Source organism: Pseudomonas sp. EA_65y_Pfl2_P74 (genome assembly GCF_963970575.1).
In the GTDB taxonomy this organism is placed as follows: Bacteria; Pseudomonadota; Gammaproteobacteria; order Pseudomonadales; family Pseudomonadaceae; genus Aquipseudomonas; species Aquipseudomonas baetica_A.
Genome location: NZ_CAXAOQ010000005.1, coordinates 13,180 through 31,562 on the forward strand (window position 1 = coordinate 13,180; position 18,383 = coordinate 31,562).

The 18,383-nt window shown below is 60.3% G+C and carries 15 protein-coding genes; 2 read left to right on the forward strand and 13 right to left on the reverse strand.

The window, feature by feature from the left end; translation table 11 throughout:
* Positions 1-10: 10 nt before the first annotated feature.
* From trpC to AACY18_RS04925, 3 genes are read right to left on the reverse strand one after another with little or no spacing between them, the layout of a single operon-like run.
* Positions 11-847: an indole-3-glycerol phosphate synthase TrpC gene (gene trpC, locus AACY18_RS04915; protein WP_339433323.1), complete on the reverse strand. Its 837-nt coding sequence runs from the start codon at positions 845-847 to the stop codon at positions 11-13.
* The gene (gene trpD, locus AACY18_RS04920) at positions 844-1,893 is read right to left on the reverse strand and encodes an anthranilate phosphoribosyltransferase (protein WP_123532375.1); all 1,050 of its coding nucleotides are present in this window, start codon (positions 1,891-1,893) and stop codon (positions 844-846) included. Before trpD ends, trpC begins: the two co-directional genes overlap by 4 nt.
* Before the next feature lie 9 nt (positions 1,894-1,902).
* Positions 1,903-2,496: an aminodeoxychorismate/anthranilate synthase component II gene (locus AACY18_RS04925; RefSeq protein WP_339433322.1), complete on the reverse strand. Its 594-nt coding sequence runs from the start codon at positions 2,494-2,496 to the stop codon at positions 1,903-1,905.
* Positions 2,497-2,903: 407 nt separating this feature from the next.
* Here AACY18_RS04925 and estP point away from each other — a divergent pair, with 407 nt between their 5' ends.
* The gene (gene estP / locus AACY18_RS04930; protein WP_339433321.1) at positions 2,904-4,811 is read left to right on the forward strand and encodes an esterase EstP; all 1,908 of its coding nucleotides are present in this window, start codon (positions 2,904-2,906) and stop codon (positions 4,809-4,811) included.
* A 100-nt stretch (positions 4,812-4,911) separates the two neighbouring features.
* Here estP and trpE read toward each other — a convergent pair whose 3' ends face one another.
* The 10 genes from trpE to AACY18_RS04980 all read right to left on the reverse strand — a co-directional run bounded on the left by trpE (position 4,912) and on the right by AACY18_RS04980 (position 17,240).
* Positions 4,912-6,393, reverse strand: a complete 1,482-nt coding sequence (gene trpE, locus AACY18_RS04935) for an anthranilate synthase component I (protein WP_339433320.1) — start codon at positions 6,391-6,393, stop codon at positions 4,912-4,914.
* A 70-nt stretch (positions 6,394-6,463) separates the two neighbouring features.
* Positions 6,464-7,282, reverse strand: coding sequence for a phosphoglycolate phosphatase (locus tag AACY18_RS04940; RefSeq protein ID WP_339433318.1), 819 nt, complete (start codon positions 7,280-7,282; stop codon positions 6,464-6,466).
* Positions 7,279-7,953: a ribulose-phosphate 3-epimerase gene (rpe, locus tag AACY18_RS04945; protein WP_007918813.1), complete on the reverse strand. Its 675-nt coding sequence runs from the start codon at positions 7,951-7,953 to the stop codon at positions 7,279-7,281. The genes AACY18_RS04940 and rpe overlap by 4 nt, the downstream gene beginning before the upstream one ends.
* An 80-nt stretch (positions 7,954-8,033) precedes the next feature.
* A complete protein-coding gene (locus AACY18_RS04950) occupies positions 8,034-9,182 on the reverse strand; it encodes an iron-containing alcohol dehydrogenase (protein ID WP_339464433.1) in 1,149 nt (382 codons plus the stop codon).
* A gap of 161 nt (positions 9,183-9,343) precedes the next feature.
* A complete protein-coding gene (locus tag AACY18_RS04955) occupies positions 9,344-10,168 on the reverse strand; it encodes an ABC transporter permease (RefSeq protein WP_339433315.1) in 825 nt (274 codons plus the stop codon).
* Positions 10,169-10,180: 12 nt separating this feature from the next.
* The gene (locus AACY18_RS04960) at positions 10,181-11,428 is read right to left on the reverse strand and encodes an ABC transporter permease (RefSeq protein ID WP_339464434.1); all 1,248 of its coding nucleotides are present in this window, start codon (positions 11,426-11,428) and stop codon (positions 10,181-10,183) included.
* Positions 11,429-11,624: 196 nt separating this feature from the next.
* The gene (locus AACY18_RS04965; RefSeq protein WP_221731090.1) at positions 11,625-12,668 is read right to left on the reverse strand and encodes an ABC transporter substrate-binding protein; all 1,044 of its coding nucleotides are present in this window, start codon (positions 12,666-12,668) and stop codon (positions 11,625-11,627) included.
* Between the two features lie 48 nt (positions 12,669-12,716).
* Positions 12,717-13,841: an ABC transporter ATP-binding protein gene (locus AACY18_RS04970; RefSeq protein WP_339464435.1), complete on the reverse strand. Its 1,125-nt coding sequence runs from the start codon at positions 13,839-13,841 to the stop codon at positions 12,717-12,719.
* Between the two features lie 354 nt (positions 13,842-14,195).
* Positions 14,196-14,825, reverse strand: a complete 630-nt coding sequence (locus AACY18_RS04975; protein WP_008085218.1) for a response regulator — start codon at positions 14,823-14,825, stop codon at positions 14,196-14,198.
* An 18-nt stretch (positions 14,826-14,843) separates the two neighbouring features.
* Complete coding sequence (locus AACY18_RS04980; protein WP_339464436.1) at positions 14,844-17,240, reverse strand: PAS domain-containing sensor histidine kinase; 2,397 nt, start codon at positions 17,238-17,240, stop codon at positions 14,844-14,846.
* 73 nt (positions 17,241-17,313) lie between these two features.
* On the opposite strand from AACY18_RS04980, the gene AACY18_RS04985 reads away from it, so the two are divergent.
* Positions 17,314-18,303, forward strand: coding sequence for an alpha/beta hydrolase family protein (locus AACY18_RS04985; protein WP_339433310.1), 990 nt, complete (start codon positions 17,314-17,316; stop codon positions 18,301-18,303).
* Positions 18,304-18,383 lie beyond the last annotated feature (80 nt).

Sequence of the window (18,383 nt, forward strand, 5' to 3'; positions counted from 1 at the left end):
GCAAAAAAGATCAGTCGAGGGTCGAGCCGCTGACCGCAGCCCCACGTTCCGGGAAGAACAGACGCTGCAATTCGACCCCCGGGCTTTCGGCGCGCATGAACGCTTCGCCGACCAGGAACGCGTAAACGTCGCTGATTTCCATCAGTTCGACATCTGCACGGTTGAGGATGCCGCTCTCGGTGATCACCAGACGATCGCGCGGAATACGCGGGAGCAGGTCGAGGGTGGTTTCCAGACTGACGTCGAAAGTGTGCAGATTACGGTTGTTGACCCCGACCAGTGGCGTATCGAGAGTTTTCAACGCACGTTCCAGCTCATCACCGTCGTGCACTTCCACCAAGACATCAAGACCAACGCCTTTGGCCACCGACGCCAACTCGGCCATTTTCACGTCATCCAGTGCAGAAACGATCAACAGCACGCAGTCGGCGCCCAGCGCACGGGCTTCGACGATCTGGTACGGATCGATCATGAAGTCCTTGCGGATCACCGGCAGTTTGCACGCGGCGCGAGCCTGTTGCAGGTACGCATCGGCGCCTTGGAAGTAATCGATATCGGTCAGTACGGAAAGACAGGTCGCCCCACCCTTCTCGTAACTTTTGGCAATGTCGGCCGGAACGAAGTTTTCGCGGATCACGCCTTTGCTTGGCGACGCCTTTTTGATCTCGGCAATGACCGCCGGCTGCTTGGTCTTGGCCTGCGCCAACAACGCCTGGGCGAAACCACGGGGCGCATCGGCCGCCTTGGCCAGATTTTCCAGCTCGCTCAGGCTCACACGAGCGCTACGCTCGGCGATTTCCTGAACTTTGCGCGCCAGAATGTTTTCCAGAACCGTCGGTACACTCATCCTTCATTCTCCACTTTGAATACCGCGGTAAAGGCGCCCAGCTCCTCGAGTTTTTCCCGAGCGAGGCCGGTGTGCAGAGCGTCGTGCGCCAGCTCCACGCCTTGTTTCAAACTGCTGGCCACGTCGGCGGCGTAGAGTGCCGCGCCGGCGTTGAGCACAATCATTTCGGCGGCTTTCTGGCCGTTCTCGGTTTTGCGCTTGCCCAGTGCGTCGCGGATCAACGCCAGCGAAGCTTCCGGGCCGTCGACCGACAGGCCGTGCAGGCTCTGGCTCTTCATGCCCAAGTCCTCGGGTTCGACCCAATACTCGGTGATCTCGTTGTTTTTCAGCTCGGCAACAAAAGTCGGCGCAGCAAGGCTGAATTCGTCCAGACCATCCTTGGAATGCACCACCAGCACATGCTTGCTGCCCAAGCGTTGCAAGACTTCCGCCAACGGGCGGCACAACGCCGGGTTGAACACACCCACCACCTGATGTTTAACACCGGCCGGATTCGTAAGCGGGCCGAGCATGTTGAACAGCGTACGCAGCCCCAGATCGCGGCGCGGGCCGGCGGCATACTTCATGGCTTTGTGATGGGTCTGGGCAAACATGAAACCGATGCCGACGTTGTCGATGCAACGGGCGACCTGAACCGGCGTCAGGTTGAGGTAGATACCGGCGGCTTCCAGCAAGTCGGCGCTGCCGCTCTTGCCCGACACCGCGCGATTGCCGTGTTTGGCCACGGTGCAACCCGCTGCCGCAACAACAAAAGAAGAAGCGGTCGATACGTTGAAAATGTTGGCACCGTCACCGCCGGTGCCGACCACATCGACCACACCGTCGAGGGTCTTGAGTTCGACCTGATCGGCCAGTTCACGCATCACCGATACGGCGCCGACGATTTCATCGATGCTTTCGCTCTTCATGCGCATGGCCATCATGAACGCGCCGATCTGCGCGTCAGTGCATTGGCCGGTCATGATTTCGCGCATCACGTCGCGCATTTCATCGGTGCTGAGGTCGAGGTGATCGACGATACGGCTCAGGGCTGTCTTGATATTCACGGGAAGTCCTTAGCGCGTGCCGCCGGTTTGTTTGAGGAAGTTGGCAAACAGTTCATGGCCCTGCTCAGTCAGGATCGACTCGGGGTGGAACTGTACACCTTCTATGTTCAGGGTCTTGTGACGCAGGCCCATGATTTCGTCGACAGAGCCGTCTTCGTGTTGCGTCCAGGCCGTCAGCTCCAGGCAATCGGGCAAGGTCGCGTGCTTGACGATCAGCGAGTGGTAGCGGGTGACAGTCAGCGGATGGTTGAGACCTTCGAAAACGCCCTTGTCCTCATGGAATACCGGACTAGTCTTACCGTGCATCACTTGGCGGGCACGCACCACATTCCCGCCAAAGGCCTGACCGATGGACTGGTGGCCGAGGCAGACGCCGAGAATGGGCAGCTTGCCGGCAAAGTGCTTGATGGCCTCGATGGAGATGCCGGCTTCGGTCGGCGTGCAAGGCCCCGGAGAAACCACGATGCGCTCTGGCTTGAGCGCTTCGATTTCGGCAATGGTCAATTCGTCGTTGCGCACGACTTTGACTTCGGCCCCCAGTTCGCCGAGGTACTGCACAACGTTGTAAGTAAAGGAGTCGTAGTTGTCGATCATCAGCAACATGGCGTTTCGAACCTCTTGAATTCTGACTTGAAGACAGCCTTCAGATGACTTGCCCGCAGGGCGCTGCACGATGTCGGGCGCACAGGTGGCGTCGGCAAAGCGGCATTTCAAACGGGCAAGGAAGGCAAAGCGATACAAATCCGGCCAGGCCGGCAGAAAAGATTCAGGCGCGCCAACGCCAACGGGCGTGTGCCTTGATGACTTGATCCAGAAGTTTGCTGGTGATCAACACGGGGAAGGTCTCGTTCATACGTTCCGGCACAGTAACTTAGCTGGGCAGAGCGTGCAATATGGCGGGGCTGACTGGGGACAAAACTACGCAAGGGTTCGTGACCGATGGCTAAAGGTCGAAAGTTTTTGGTACTGTCGTTTCGTTCACCTACAACAATAAATAAATGGACTTGCTCATGATCAAACAGACGTTGTTTGCACCGCTGGCCGGTTGCTTGCTCGCCCTGGCCTGCGCCCAGGCGAATGCTGCACCCAATCCATACTCAAGCTTCATTGTCTTTGGCGACAGCCTCAACGATGCCGGGACATTCACCGACACCGGCGGCCCGGCGGGCGCCACCCAGCGCTACACCAACCGTACCGGCCCGGTTTATCTGGATGGCAGCGGTGAACTGCGCTCGCTGAACTCCACGCAACTGCTGGGCGGACGCCTCGGGTTTACGGCGGATCAAACGGCCTCCTCCAGCTCCGCTGTACGCGCCAACGCAGGCCTGCCGGACGGCAACAACTGGGCGGTGGGGGGGTATCGAACTGACCAGATCCTTGACTCGATCACTACGCAATCTGCCACAGGGGAACGCACCCGCGCCGGCTACCTGCCGTCGAACGGCTTGCGCGCCGACCCGAATGCGCTGTACTACATTTCCGGCGGTGGCAATGACTTCCTGCAGGGTCGAATTCTCAGCCTGCCTCAGGCTAACGCGGGTGCCGACCGATTGGCTGACAGCGTACAAGCCCTGCAAACGGCCGGCGCCAAATACGTGATGGTCTGGCTGTTGCCTGATGTCGGTTTGACCCCGGCCATCAACGGTACGCCTTTTCAGGCGCTCAGCAGTCAACTCGCCAGCCAGTTCAACAGCCAATTGGTGACACGTTTACAGGGCATCAACGCTGAAATCATTCCGTTGAATATTCCAGTGCTCCTGTCGGAGGCTTTCGCAGATCCCGGACGTTTTGGCCTGGCCACCGACCAGAACCTGACCGCAACCTGCTTCAGCGGCAGCAGTTGCACGGAGAATGCCCGCTACGGCATCAACAGTGCGACGCCGGATCCGAGCAAGCTGATCTACAACGACGGCGTACACCCGACCGAAACCGGGCAGAAACTGATCTCCGACTACGCCTATTCGCTGTTGGCCGCACCGTGGGAGCTGACACTGCTGCCGGAAATGGCCCACGCCACGCTGCGTGCGCACCAGGATGAACTGCGTACTCAATGGAAAGCGGATTGGGAGAACTGGCAACCCGTCGGTCAGTGGCGGGCGATTGTCTCCGCCGGTGGCCAGCACCTGGATGTCGACAGCCAAAGCAGCGGCGCCAGCGCCGACGGCAGTGGTTACAACCTCAACGTGGGTGGCAGCTATCGCCTCAATGACGCTTGGCGGTTAGGCGTAGCGGCAGGTTTCTACCGGCAGAATCTGGAGGCAGGCCACAACGATTCGGACTACAAACTCAACAGCTATCTGGCGACAGCCTTCGCCCAGTTCCAGCAAAACCGCTGGTGGGCTGACGCTGCGCTGACCGGTGGCAAACTCGACTACGACAACCTCAAGCGCAAGTTCGATCTGGGCGTCAGTGAAGGTGCGGAGAAAGGTGATACCGACGGCCACCTGTGGGCGTTCAGTACCCGCATCGGATACGACATTGCCCAACCGGGCAGTGAATGGCATTTGTCGCCGTTCGTCAGCGCCGACTACGCCAGCGTGGATGTCGACGGTTACTCGGAAAAGAGCAACCGGGCCACAGCGCTGACCTTCGATGACCAGGCGCGCGATTCGAAACGTCTGGGCCTCGGTATTCAGGGCAAGTACAACATCACCCCACAAACCCAGGTGTTTGGTGAGTACGCCCACGAACGTGAGTACGAGGATGACGTGCAGAAGGTCAACATCGCGCTCAATACCCTGCCGGCCAACGACTTCAAACTCGAGGGCTACACACCGCAGAGTCATTTGAACCGTTTGAGCCTGGGCGTCAGCCATAAACTGACGGCCGATCTGGCGCTGCGTGGCGGTTATACGTTGCGCAAGGACGATGACTTTACCCAGCAGGGGGTTAACGTCGGCGTCGTGCTGGACTTCTAGGATCAATAAAAAACGCGGCGTCCTTTCGGGCGCCGCGTTGAATATTCGCAGATCCGCCGCTTTCGCGAGCAAGCCTGCTCCCACAGGTATTGGCGTGAACTCAGCTATCCGGGGTTTGCTCGGCCAGTGCCACGGCACGGAACATCGCACGGCGCTTGTTCAGGGTTTCTTCCCATTCCAGCGCTGGCACCGAGTCGGCGACGATGCCGCCACCGGCCTGTACGTGCAGTTCGCCGTTCTTGATCACCGCGGTACGGATCGCAATCGCGGTGTCCATGTTGCCGTTCCAGGCGAAGTAACCCACCGCACCGCCATACACACCACGCTTGACCGGTTCGAGTTCGTCGATGATTTCCATCGCACGAATCTTCGGTGCCCCGGACAAGGTGCCCGCCGGCAGAATCGCCCGCAGCGCGTCCATCGCCGTCAGCCCGGTTTTCAACTGGCCGGTGACGTTGGAAACAATGTGCATCACGTTGGAATAACGCTCGATGACCATCTTCTCGGTGAGTTTCACCGAACCGATTTCCGAGACACGTCCGGTGTCGTTACGCCCCAGATCGATCAGCATCAAGTGCTCGGCGATCTCTTTATCGTCGGACAGCAGGTCTTCTTCCAGCGCCAGATCGGCTTCTTCTGTCGCGCCACGCGGGCGAGTACCGGCAATCGGACGCACCGTGATCAGGTTATCCTCGACCCGCACCAGCACTTCCGGCGAACTGCCGACGACGTGGAAGTCGCCGAAGTTGAAGAAGTACATGTACGGCGTCGGGTTGAAACAGCGCAAGGCGCGATACAGATCGATCGGTGCGGCCTTGAAGTCGATCGACATGCGCTGCGACGGCACGACCTGCATGCAGTCACCGGCGAGGATGTATTGCTTGATGGTGTCGACGGCTTTTTCGTAATCGTCTTGAGTAAAACTGGAGCGGAACACCGGGTCAGCGGACTGCTGCTTGCTGAAGTCCAGACCACGACGCGGGGTGATCGGCTGGCGCAGCTTCTCCAGCAGTCCCTGCAATTGCGCCTGACCTTGCTCGTAGGCATCCGCCTGCGCAGGGTCGGCCAATACGATGGCGTGCATCTTGCCGGCGAGGTTGTCGAACACCACGACCGCATCGGACACCATCAACAGAATGTCCGGTACGCCCAGCGGATCAGGGTTGGGGCACTTGCCCAGGCGTTTCTCGACATAACGCACGCAGTCGTAACCGAAATAACCGACCAGACCGCCGTTGAATCGCGGCAGGCCAGCAATGGTCGGCACGTTGTAGCGGGCCTTGAAGGTTTCGACGAAGGCCAGCGGATCTTCAACGTCGTGGCTTTCAGTCTCGACGCCATCAACGGTGATGCTGACGTGATGATCGTAAACCCGCAGCACGGTGCGGCACGGCAGACCGATGATCGAGTAACGGCCCCATTTCTCGCCGCCCTGCACGGACTCGAGCAGGTAGGAGTTGGGTTGGTCAGCCAGTTTCAGGTAGATCGACAGCGGCGTGTCGAAGTCGGCCAGGGTTTCGCAGGCCAACGGAATGCGGTTGTAGCCATCAGCGGCCAAGCGCAGGAATTCTTCGCGAATCATAAGATGCCTCGTGGTGTGAGGTGCTGTCAGTCAGGTGTGCAAACGCGCCGGCAGGCCGGCCAGAAACAAGTCAGGCGCGCCAACGCCAGCGGGCCAGGGCCTTGATGACTTTCATCCAGAGTTTGCGGGTGACCACCACGATGGCGTTTCCAGAAGGGGATTGAGAAGCGTCGGGCAACGTTATCTCAGCGGCCGGATCCAGGCAACCGGGAATTAGCTTGCGCAGGTCGTCGATCACCAGTGCCGGGTATTCCTCGGCAATCGGTCGGCCATGGTTGTAGCCGTAACTCAGTGCCACACATTTGACCCCCGCCGCTTTCGCGGCCAGCACGTCACTGCGCGAGTCGCCGACAAACAGCGATTGCGAGGCCGGGATGTTGGCCATTTTCATCACGAAGAACAGCGCGGCCGGGTCGGGTTTCTTCTGCGGCAAGGTATCGCCGCCGATGATCCATTTGAAATAGCGGCCGATTTTCATCTGGTCCAACAGCGGCGCGACGAAACGCTCCGGCTTGTTGGTGATCAGCGCCATGGCCACGCCTTGCTTTTGCAGCCATTTGAGCGTGTCGCGCACGCCGGGATAGACCACGGTCAGCTCGTGGCTGGCGCCGTAGGCCTGCATGAAAATTTCCAGCGCTTGCTCGGCTTCGACGTCATCCACAGAGGCATGATCGATACCGCCGGCCAGCGCACGACGCACCAATACCGGCGCGCCATTGCCAACCCACTCGCGCACCGACTCGATGCCCGCCGGCTGGCGGCCGAGGGTGAGCAGCATGTTGTCCACCGCCGCTGCCAGGTCGGGAACCGAGTCGATCAGCGTGCCATCCAGATCGAACATCACCAACCGTGGCAGTTTGCCCGGGAACAGCTGCTCAAAACCGCTCATGGGCGCGCCAGCGCCAGTTCGGAACGCATCTTGTCGATGACTTCCTGATAGTTCGGTGCATTGAAGATCGCCGAGCCGGCCACAAAGGTGTCGGCGCCAGCGGCAGCGATTTCACGGATGTTGTTGACGTTGACGCCGCCGTCGATTTCCAGACGGATGTCACGCCCCGACGCATCGATGATCGCCCGTGCTTCGCGCAGTTTGTCGAGGGTGCCGGGAATGAACTTCTGCCCGCCAAAGCCTGGGTTGACGCTCATCAGCAGAACCATGTCGACCTTGTCGATCACGTACTTGAGCACGTCCAGCGGAGTCGCCGGGTTGAACACCAGACCGGACTTGCAGCCCCCCTCGCGGATCAGTTGCAGCGAGCGATCGACGTGCAACGTGGCTTCCGGGTGAAAGGTGATGTAGGTGGCGCCGGCTTCGATGAAGTCGCCAACGATGCGATCCACCGGGCTGACCATCAGGTGCGCGTCAATCGGCGCAGTGACGCCGTACTTGCGCAATGCCGCGCAAACCATCGGGCCGATGGTCAGGTTGGGCACGTAGTGGTTGTCCATGACATCGAAGTGAACGAAGTCGGCACCCGCGGCGAGGACGTTGTCCACTTCTTCGCCGAGGCGGGCGAAGTCGGCGGAAAGAATCGACGGAGCAATTACGAAGGGCTGCATGACGCACCTTTACTGAGCTAAATCACGATGGCGCGCATTGTATACCTCAAGTTTGCGCGCGCGCACCGTGACGGCGATGATCAGTAGGCGGCGCGGTAGATCTTCTCGATATCAATAGCGCTGAGTTTACGGGGGTTGTTGCGCATCAGCCGTTCAATGCCGGCGGCCTCCACGGCCATGGCCGGGATCGCGTCTTGCGGTACACCGAAACTGCGCAACCCGGCGGGAATCTCCACCGCTGCACACAAGTCGGTCATGGCCTGCACGGCTTTATCCGCTGCCTCAATGGCACTCAGATGAGCGGTCTTCACCCCCATGGCTTCGGCAATATCCTGCATCCGCTCGACGCAGGCCATCTTGTTCCAGGTCATGACATAGGGCAGCAGTAGCGCATTGCTGACACCATGGGCAATGTTGAAACGCCCGCCCAGCGGATAGGCCAGCGCATGCACCGCACCGACCCCGGCGTTACCGAAGGCCATCCCGGCCATCAGGCTGGCGGTGGCCATGTCTTCCCGCGCTTGCAGGTTGGCGCCGTTGGCGTAGGCCTTGGGCAGGGCCTTGGCGATCAGTTTGATCGCGCCGATGGCCAGGGAATCGGTGATCGGCGAGGCGTTGACCGACAGATAGGATTCGATGGCATGCACCAACGCATCGACGCCACTGGCGGCGGTGACACTGCGTGGGCACGTCAGGGTCATCTGCGGACTGACCAGCGCGACGTCCGGTAATAGATAGTCGCTGACGATGCCTTTCTTCAGTTGCGCAACCTTGTCCGAAAGAATGGCGACGTTGGTCACTTCCGAGCCGGTGCCGGCGGTGGTCGGGATGGCGATCAGTGGCGGGCCTTTGCGTGGCACCTGTTCGACGCCGAACAGATCCTCCAGCGCGCCGTGATAACCGGCATAGGCGGCGACACTTTTGGCGATGTCGATGGCACTGCCGCCGCCCAGACCAATCAAGCCGTCATGCCCGCCCTCGCGGTACGCGCGCATGCAGTCTTCGACAATGGCGATTTCCGGGTCCGGCAGCACGCGGTCGAAAATCTCGTACTCGCGCCCGCCCAGTTGCACCAGCGCCAGCTCAACGGTGCCGGATTTGACCAGCGCGGCGTCGGTGACGATCAGCGGGTTGTCGATGTCGAGGCGGGTGAGTTCCGCCGCCAGTTGCTCGATGGCGCCGGCGCCGGTGATCAGTTTGTGAGCGATTTTGAACTGGGAAAGACTCATGGTGCGCAGCCTCTTATAGATAGGGGAGCTGGGCACAAGATTAGCTGGGGATTCGGGGTTGTCTGCTATTCAGGTCGTGAATAACCCAAGACTTCGCACACAACACAAATCCCTTGTGGGAGGGGGCTTGCTCCCTCCCACCGTTTTCACCGAGTACGGCTTTAGACCTGGGCGGTGCGCAGTTTTTCACTACGGCCACGCAACCATTCCAGGGTCAGCAGCAGGATCACCGAGAAGGCGATCAGCAAGGTCGCGGCAGCCGCAATCGTCGGACTGAGGTTTTCGCGAATCCCGCTGAACATCTGCCGAGGCAACGTAACCTGCTCAGGCCCGGCCAGAAACAACGTCACCACCACTTCATCAAACGACGTCGCAAAGGCAAACAACGCCCCGGAAATGACCCCTGGCGCAATCAGCGGCAAAGTCACGCGACGGAACGCGGTCAGCGGCGAAGCACCAAGACTGGCCGCCGCCCGCACCAGATTATGGTTAAACCCCTGCAACGTCGCCGACACCGTAATGATCACAAACGGCACACCGAGTACCGCATGCACGACGATCAGCGAGAAGAAGCTGTTGCCCAGGCCCAGTGGCGCAAAGAACAGATAACTGGCCACACCAATGATCACCACCGGCACGACCATCGGCGAAATCACCAGCGCCATCACCAGCGGTTTGCCGGGAAAGTCGCCACGGGTCAGGCCGATCGCTGCCAGCGTACCGAAGACCATGGCCAGCGCGGTTGCGGCCGGGGCCACGATGATGCTGTTGCGAAGCGCCCGCATCCACTCCGCCGAGGCGAAGAAGTCCTGATACCAGTGCAGCGAAAAGCCTTGTAGCGGGTACACCAGGAAACTGCCCGAGTTGAACGACAGCGGCACGATCACCAGCACCGGCAGGATCAGGAACAGCAAAATCAAGCCGCACAGGATCCGCAAACTGTAGAACCACACCCGTTCGATGGGCGACATGTAAGGACTCAGCATCTCAAATTCCCCTTAGCTCAGGCGCAGGCGACTGGCGCCCACCAGCCAGCTGTAAATCAGATAAAGCACCACGGTTGCCAGCAGCAGCAAGCCGCCCAGCGCGGTGGCCATGCCCCAGTTGATGCTGGTGTTGGTGTAGAACGCGACGAAGTAGCTGACCATCTGATCGTTCGGGCTGCCGAGCAGCGCCGGGGTGATGTAGTAGCCGATGGCGAGGATGAACACCAACAGGCAACCGGCGCCGATACCGGCGTAGGTCTGTGGGAGGTACACCCGCCAAAAACTGGCGAACGGATGGCAGCCCAGCGAGATCGCGGCACGCATGTAGGTTGGCGAGATGCCTTTCATCACGCTGTAGATCGGCAGAATCATGAACGGCAGCAGGATATGCACCATCGAGATGTAAACGCCGGTGCGGTTGAACACCAACTCCAGCGGTTTATCGATGATGCCCATCGCCATCAGGGCGCCGTTGATCAGACCACCCGATTGCAGCAACACGATCCAGGCGGCGACGCGCACCAGAATCGAGGTCCAGAACGGCAACAGCACCAAAATCATCAGCAGGTTGCTTTGGCGCGATGGCAGGTTCGCCAACAGGTAAGCCAGTGGATAGGCGAGCAGCAGGCAGATCACGGTGATGACCAGGCCCATCCAGAACGTACGGGCGAAGATGTCGAGGTAGATCGCCTGATCGGGGGTGGCCGGGGCGATCTCGCCGAGGTCGTCGATGCGGTGGTCGACCGCCGCCAGCAGGTAATACGGGGTGATGCTACTGGTGTTGCGCTTGACCGCTTGCCAGTAGGCCGGGTCGCCCCAGCGCTCGTCGAGTGTTTCCAGGGCGACTTTATAAGACGCCGGCTCGCTGGCAAATGGCAGCGCCCGGGCCGTTTTGGTCAGCAGGCTGCGATAGCCGGCCAACTCCATGTTCAAGCGCTTGGACAAATCGCCCAGCATCGAGTTTTTCCGGGCTTCGGCGAGGTCGTCGCTGGCAGCCTTGTAGACCGGTTCGGCGGGTAGACCGCGACCGTCCCAACTGGCGATGGCCGCCACGGTGCGCGGCATGCCGCCGACCACTTCCGGGTTGCCGACGCTTTTGTAGAGCAGCGCCACGATCGGCACCAGGAACACCAACAACAGAAACAACACCAGCGGCGCAATCAACGCCTGGGCCTTCCAGCGGTTGACCCGCTCGGCGTGCTTGAGCTTCTGCTTCAAGGTGGGGCTGGCGCCCTCGTTCAGGGGAACGGCGATGGCCATGACGTACTCCGCAAATCTTTGATCGTTACAGAGGTGGCGAACCACCTCGATCGATTGATGCACACAGATCCAAATGTGGGGGCGACGGTGCGACGATTCGACTTGCTCGCGAAGGCGGCGTGTCAGTCACATCAATGTTGAATGTACTGGCGCTTTCGCGAGCAAGCCTGCTCCCACAGGAGGGCGAGCCCTCGGGTTACTTCGCCGCCCAGGCGTTGAAACGCTGCTCAAGCTGCTCGCCGTTATCAGCCCAGAAGCTGACGTCGATCTGCACCTGGTTGGCGATATTTTCCGGGGTGGTCGGCATGTCTTTCAGAACATCCTTGGACAGCAGCGGTACGGCTTGGGTGTTGGCCGGGCCGTAGGCGATGTTTTCCGAGTACGTCTTCTGCTGCTGCGGCTGCACCGAGTAGGCGATGAACTTCTTCGCCGCTTCGGCACGCTTGGCGTCCAGACCTTTCGGGATGGCCCATGCGTCGAAGTCGTAGATGCCGCCGTTCCAGACCACTTGGAGGTTGGACTCTTTCTGCACGGCAGCGATGCGACCGTTGTAGGCCGAGCTCATGACCACGTCGCCGGAAGCAAGGTATTGCGGCGGTTGAGCGCCGGCTTCCCACCACTGAATGCTGGGTTTGAGCTCATCGAGTTTCTTGAACGCGCGGTCCTGACCGTCCTTGCCAGCCAGTACTTTGTAGACGTCCTTCGGCGCAACGCCATCGGCCATCAAGGCGAATTCGAGGGTGTACTTGGCGCCTTTACGCAGGCCACGCTTGCCCGGGAATTTCTTGGTGTCCCAGAAATCAGCCCAACTGGTTGGCGCGGTTTTCAGCTTGTCGGCGTTGTACGCCAGTACGGTCGACCAAACGAAGAAGCCAACGCCGCAGGGCTGGATCGCGCCTTTGACGTAGTCTTCGCTCTTGCCGAACAACGCTGGGTCCAGTGGCTCGAACATGTCTTCGTCGCAACCACGGGACAGTTCTGGCGATTCAACCTCGACCAGGTCCCACGACACGCTCTTGGTGTCGACCATGGCTTTGACCTTGGCCATTTCGCCGTTGTACTCGCCGGCAATGATCTTGCCGTTGCCCGCCGCTTCCCACGGTGCATAGAAGGCTTTGACTTGCGCCGCCTTGTTCGCCCCGCCAAACGACACCACGGTCAAATCCGGGCCAGCGGCCATTGCGCTTGCCGCACCCATCAGGCCCAGGGTCAGGGCGGTGAACTTCAGGGATCTCAACATTTATTGTTCTCTCCACGTGCAGGGTTGGTGTTGGTAGTGCCGGGGCGATCAGTTCGCCTCTAAAAGAGGATCAAGCGCGCGTACGTGCTCGACCTGCCAGCCAAGCGGAACCACGTCACCGACAGTGAGCCCGGGATCGAGCTCGGCAATCGGTTGTTTCACGAAGAAGTCGGTCTTGCCGCAGACTTCCAGGCGCACCCGGACGTGGTCGCCCAGATAGATGAATTCCGCCACCCTCCCTGAGAAGCGGTTGACGCATTGGTCGCTCGAACCGTTGAGGCTGACGCGCTCGGGGCGGATCGACAAAGTCACCGGTTCGCCGGTCTGGCCGACGTTGACCGCCAGCGCCTCGACCTTCTCGCCACGACCGAGTTCGACCACGCAGCGCTCGCCGTTCTGGCTGAGCAAGCGGCCGTTGAGGCGGTTGTTCTCGCCAATGAAGTTGGCGACAAAGGTGTTCTTCGGCTCTTCGTAGAGGGCGCGTGGCGGCGCGATCTGCTGAATTTCGCCCTGATGGAATACCGCAACGCGGTCGGACATGGTCAGGGCTTCGCCCTGGTCGTGGGTCACGTAGACCACGGTCACGCCGAGCCGCTGGTGCAGGTGCTTGATTTCCATCTGCATGTGTTCACGCAGTTGTTTGTCGAGGGCGCCGAGCGGTTCGTCCATCAGTACCAGTTGCGGTTCGAACACCAACGCACGAGCCAGTGCCACACGCTGTTGCTGGCCACCGGACAACTGTGCCGGATAGCGTGAGGCGAAAGCGTCGAGCTGAACCATGCTCAAGACTTTCTTGACCTTGTCGCCGACGTCGCTCTTGTTCAGGCCGCGCACGGTCAGCGGGAACGCAAGGTTCTCGGCCACGGTCATGTGCGGGAACAGTGCGTAGTTCTGGAACACCATGCCGATGTCGCGCTTGTGCGGCGGTACGTTGTTGATCGCACGCCCGCCCAGAAGGATTTCCCCGGCCGTCGGTGTTTCGAAACCGGCGAGCATCATCAGGCTGGTGGTCTTGCCGGAGCCGGACGGCCCGAGCAGGGTCAGGAACTCGCCTTTGCGAATGTCCACGTTGAGGTCTTTGACGATCAGGTTCTCGCCGTCGTAGCTCTTCTGCACTCCACGAAAGCTGACCAACACATCACTGGCCCCTGCGTTTGAATCGACCTGGCTCATACCCGCACCTTTGTTGTTGATGACTGCTTGTGGGTTAAGCCTAGTGGCTGCTGACAGGCACGCAAATCGGGGCGCAGGAGAGAATCGCCTCAGCCGGATGGAAGGTTGGGGGTAGGGATTGCCCTACAAGGATGGCGCTAACGGATAAGGCCGCCGCGAGCGACAAGCTGCGAGCCAACAGAGCAGGCACTAGCCGCTGTCGCTAACGGATATGCCCACAATCCGGAACACGGTAGAGATTCCATGTGGGAGGGGGCTTGCTCCCGAATGCAGTGGGTCATCCAACTTAGTTGGCGACTGATACACCGCATTCGGGAGCAAGCCCCCTCCCACCGTTTTTGATTGCGGTGATCTTCAGAGGAGTTTGTGTTCCATCGCGTATTTGACCAGTTCGGCCAGCGAAGTAATGTTGAGTTTCTGCATCAACCGCGCCTTGTGCGTGCTGATGGTCTTGCTGCTCAGGGCCAGTTGCTGGGCGATGTCGTTGACGTTGGCGCCTTGCGCCAAGCGCTCGAACACCGAGAATTCGCGCTCCGACAACAAAGAGTGCAACGGTCGCGCATCAGTCAGGCCAACCTCGAAGACCATCCGATCAGCCAGATCCGGATCGATGTAGCGCCCGCCCGCCGCGACTTTGCGAATGGCGGTCAGCAACAGCGCCGGATCGCTGTCCTTGGTCGCGTAGCCGGCCGCTCCGACCTTCAATGCCCGTGCCGCCATTTGTGCTTCGTCGTGCATCGACAACACCAGAATGGCCGGCGGATTGTTCAGCGCACGGATTCGCGGGATCGCCTCAAGGCCGTTGACCCCAGGCATGGAGATGTCCAGCAACACCACTTCGCACGGCACATGACGCAGGGTTTCAAGCAGTTGCTCACCATTGCTCGCCTCCCCCACCACTTGCAGGTCCTTGGCCAGGCCAATCAATTGCTTGATGCCTTCTCGGACAATGGTGTGGTCTTCGGCTACCAGTACACGGATCACGTTCTTCTCCAGATTCAGTCAAACCTCATCCACCGGCACCCAAACATTCAGACTGGTGCCCTCCCCCGGCTCACTCTCAAGCGCCAAGCGCCCGCCCATGATCAGCACCCGCTCACGCATGCCGACCAGACCAAACGACGTCGCCCTGCCCGTAGGGGCGACAAAGCCTACGCCATCATCGCTGACCGTCAGACACAATTCGTCGCCTTCCAGCGCCAGCGTCAGCTCCACAGTATGCGCCTGAGCATGGCGCATCACGTTGGTCAACGCTTCCTGCAGGATACGGAACAAGCCAATCGCCTTGGCATCGCTCAGCGCCGGCAGATTATCCGGCACCTGCACCAGACACGGAATTTGCGTGCGCGCTTCGAATCGACGGGCCTGCCATTCAATCGCCGAAGCGATCCCGGCATCCAGAATCGGCGGCCTTAGCGCTGTCGCCACATCGCGCACCAACTGGAACAACTGGGCGATCAGGCGTTTCATGCTGTTCAACCGCTCATTCAGCCCCGGGTCCAGTTGCGCGTAAGCCAGTTCGCACATCGATGTTTCGAGTTTGAGCACCGTCAGCATCTGCCCCAATTCATCGTGAACCTCACGAGCAATGCGCGCCTTCTCTTCTTCGCGGACACTTTCAAGGTGCGCCGACAGTTCACGCAGTTGCTCACGCGATGCCGCCAGTTCCAGTTCGATGCGCTTGCTCTCGGTGATGTCCCAGACGATGCCGTCCCAGACATAGGCGCCATCCTCCAACTGACGGGTGATCGCCTTGATCTCGGCCCAACGCTGCTCACTCTGGCGCGTGAGGATTCGCCCCTGCCACGACCAATCGCTGTCGGTATCCAGCGCGTGATCCTGCGTGCGGTGATAACCGGCCTTGTCGTCCGGGTGCACCAGACTGCGCAGGCCCATGTCGCGGTGGGCAATCGCCGCCGGCGCGTAACCGACCAGACTTTCGCTGCCCTCGCTGATATAGGCAAAGTCGATCTGCCCGGTCACTGGCGCCCGCTCCAGACGGAACACCAGCCCCGGTACATTGGCGGCGATCCCCTGCAGCCTTGCCTCACTTTCCTGCAACGCCGCCAACGCGCGACGGCGTTCCGTGACATCGGTGAGGTAAACCACCAGATATTCACTCTCGCGAAAACGCAGAAAGCTCAGCGATACGTCAGCCGGCAGGATGCTGCCATCGGCGCGCACGCAACTGGTTTCGAAGCTCAGCGGGCCTTCTTCACTGGTCCGCGCGCGCTTCCACAGGCTGAGCCAGCGGTCCATGTGCAGACCCGGTTCGAAGTCGATCAGCGGTCGTTCGATGAGTGCGCCAGAGGGGTAGCCGAGCATGTTTTCCGCCGCGCGGTTGGCATAGCGAACATGACTGTCCCAGTTGACCCAAAGAATGCCGACGGTACTTTGATCGATGGAGAACTGCGTCAGGCGCAACGCCTCTTCGCTGGCTGCGCGCAGGGCGATGTCTTCCCGTGCGGCGAGCAGACGTTGCTCAAGGCTCTGTTGCTGGCGCCGCTGCCAGAACACAATCGCCGCGCAACTGAGCAGCATCACCGCGAACAACAGACTGAGGTTCTGCCAGAACCCCGGCGACTCCGTCAGTCGCGGGTATTTGGGTTGCAGCCATTGATTGTGCAGGCGCTCCAGATCCCTGGCCGGGATTGCGTTCAAGGCACTCTGGACAATGCCCGCCAGTTCCGGCCAATCGCGACGTGAGGCGACTCGCAGCAATTGCGGCAGGCCCACATCACCGACCACCACCAGTTCGGCAAACTCGGGCTCGGCCGACAACCGACCGAGTTGTGCCTCATCAATCACCGCGTAAGAGGCCTGCTGACTCAGCAGCAACTGCAACGCCTGACGCTCCAGCGGCACGCCTTGCAGATTCAGATGGGGATAGTTGCTGCGCAGATAGTCGGCGGTGGCACTCGGCATGCGGATGGCGACGCGAGTCTGGCTGTCGATTTTTTCCAGATCCACTGCTCCGCTGGACTTTTGATCGCTGACCACCAGTTGCGGGACACGCATGTATGGATCGGAAAACTTCCACAGACGCAGGGCACTCGGCGTCTGGGTCAGGCCCGGGGCGATGTCGATCTCGCCGTCGCGCAAAGCGGTTTCCAATTGCGCCAGATCCTGAAAATTACGCCAGCTCAACTCGATATTAAGAGCCCGGGCCAGCCATTTCATCAACTCGACGTTGGCCCCGGACAGGCGCTGCAAGCGTCGGTCGTACTGCGCAAAGGGCGCCTGCAACACCAGACCGACACGCAGTTCATGGTGTTGCGCCAACCATTGCTGCTGGCCCTCTGACAATTGTGCAACGTGTGCCGGTGGCGCAGGCGCGGCCCAGCCCATCAAGGGAAACCACAAACAGCCGATAACCCACAGGCAGCAAAATCGCTTCATTGAAGCCCCATACACTGACAAATTCTGACCAACCCATTAGGCTGCCGGGATACTTTCTGGCCTGGAATAACCGATGCCCTCTGTCTACCGCCTGGCAATGCCAGCATTGTGCCTGTCGCTGATCCTGCCTTGTGCGTTTTCCGTCGAAGCGGCCGATCCGGCGCCTGCCACCACGTCGGCCCAACCCGCTGAAGAAAAACCCGTCGAACGTCAGCCACTGCTTGAGCGTAGTCAGGAAGAGGCGGCGGCACTGGAACGTATCGTCCCGACGCAAGAACAGCAACAATTGCAGGCTGGCAGCGAGACCTTCCTTGCCCTGTGGAAACCGGCCAATACCGCCGAACCCAAAGGCGCGGTGATTATCATCCCCGGCGCGGGCGAAACAGCTGACTGGCCTCAGGCAATCGGCCCGTTACGGCAAAAATTGCCGGACGTCGAATGGAGCAGCCTGAGCATCACCCTGCCCGACCTGCAAAGCGATGTCATCGCACCGCGCGTGATCGAAGCGGCGGCACCAGCGAAAGCCCCCGAAAGTGGCAGCAAGGATGCCACCACTGCGCAACCGATCGAACAAGCGGCTGGCGGTGAAGCGGAGGTGGCCGATCAGGTGGTGGCCGAAACAACGGAAGAACAAGCCAAAGCGGATGCCGAACGCATCTTCGCGCGCATCGACGCAGCCATTGCCTACGCCGAACAGCAGAGCGCACGCCGTATCGTGGTGCTCGGTCACGGCACGGGGGCCTACTGGGCAGCGCGTTATTTGAGCGAGAAGCAAACGGCGCAGGTCGAGAAGTTTGTCATGGTCGATGCGCAGGTCCCGACCAAGGCCAAACCACCACTGGCCGAACTCACGCCCATGCTGAAGTTGCCGACCGCTGATATTTTCTACATGGACAAACCGCTGGATCGCCATGCGGCGCTGGAACGGATGCAGGCGAGCAAGCGTTTGAAGACTTCGGCGTTCAGCCAAGTCGCACTCAAGGCACTGCCGGACAACAAGGCAGAGCAGGAACAATTGTTCCGCCGGGTGCGTGGTTGGTTGAATCCGCAGAACCCGGACTGATCCAGCGCCGAGTTGCCCCATTCGCGAGCAAGCCCGCTCCCACACTTGATTGCATTTCAACTGAACAAACGCGATCGAAT

Excerpts from the sequence above, each read along its gene's own strand:
- trpC (WP_339433323.1), bottom strand. The coding sequence starts at position 847 with ATGAGTGTACCGACGGTTCTGGAAAACATTCTGGCGCGCAAAGTTCAG.
- AACY18_RS04925 (WP_339433322.1), bottom strand. The coding sequence starts at position 2,496 with ATGTTGCTGATGATCGACAACTACGACTCCTTTACTTACAACGTTGTG.
- estP (WP_339433321.1), top strand. The coding sequence starts at position 2,904 with ATGATCAAACAGACGTTGTTTGCACCGCTGGCCGGTTGCTTGCTCGCC.
- trpE (WP_339433320.1), bottom strand. The coding sequence starts at position 6,393 with ATGATTCGCGAAGAATTCCTGCGCTTGGCCGCTGATGGCTACAACCGC.
- AACY18_RS04940 (WP_339433318.1), bottom strand. The coding sequence starts at position 7,282 with ATGAGCGGTTTTGAGCAGCTGTTCCCGGGCAAACTGCCACGGTTGGTG.
- rpe (WP_007918813.1), bottom strand. The coding sequence starts at position 7,953 with ATGCAGCCCTTCGTAATTGCTCCGTCGATTCTTTCCGCCGACTTCGCC.
- AACY18_RS04950 (WP_339464433.1), bottom strand. The coding sequence starts at position 9,182 with ATGAGTCTTTCCCAGTTCAAAATCGCTCACAAACTGATCACCGGCGCC.
- AACY18_RS04955 (WP_339433315.1), bottom strand. The coding sequence starts at position 10,168 with ATGCTGAGTCCTTACATGTCGCCCATCGAACGGGTGTGGTTCTACAGT.
- AACY18_RS04960 (WP_339464434.1), bottom strand. The coding sequence starts at position 11,428 with ATGGCCATCGCCGTTCCCCTGAACGAGGGCGCCAGCCCCACCTTGAAG.
- AACY18_RS04965 (WP_221731090.1), bottom strand. The coding sequence starts at position 12,668 with ATGTTGAGATCCCTGAAGTTCACCGCCCTGACCCTGGGCCTGATGGGT.
- AACY18_RS04970 (WP_339464435.1), bottom strand. The coding sequence starts at position 13,841 with ATGAGCCAGGTCGATTCAAACGCAGGGGCCAGTGATGTGTTGGTCAGC.
- AACY18_RS04980 (WP_339464436.1), bottom strand. The coding sequence starts at position 17,240 with ATGAAGCGATTTTGCTGCCTGTGGGTTATCGGCTGTTTGTGGTTTCCC.
- AACY18_RS04985 (WP_339433310.1), top strand. The coding sequence starts at position 17,314 with ATGCCCTCTGTCTACCGCCTGGCAATGCCAGCATTGTGCCTGTCGCTG.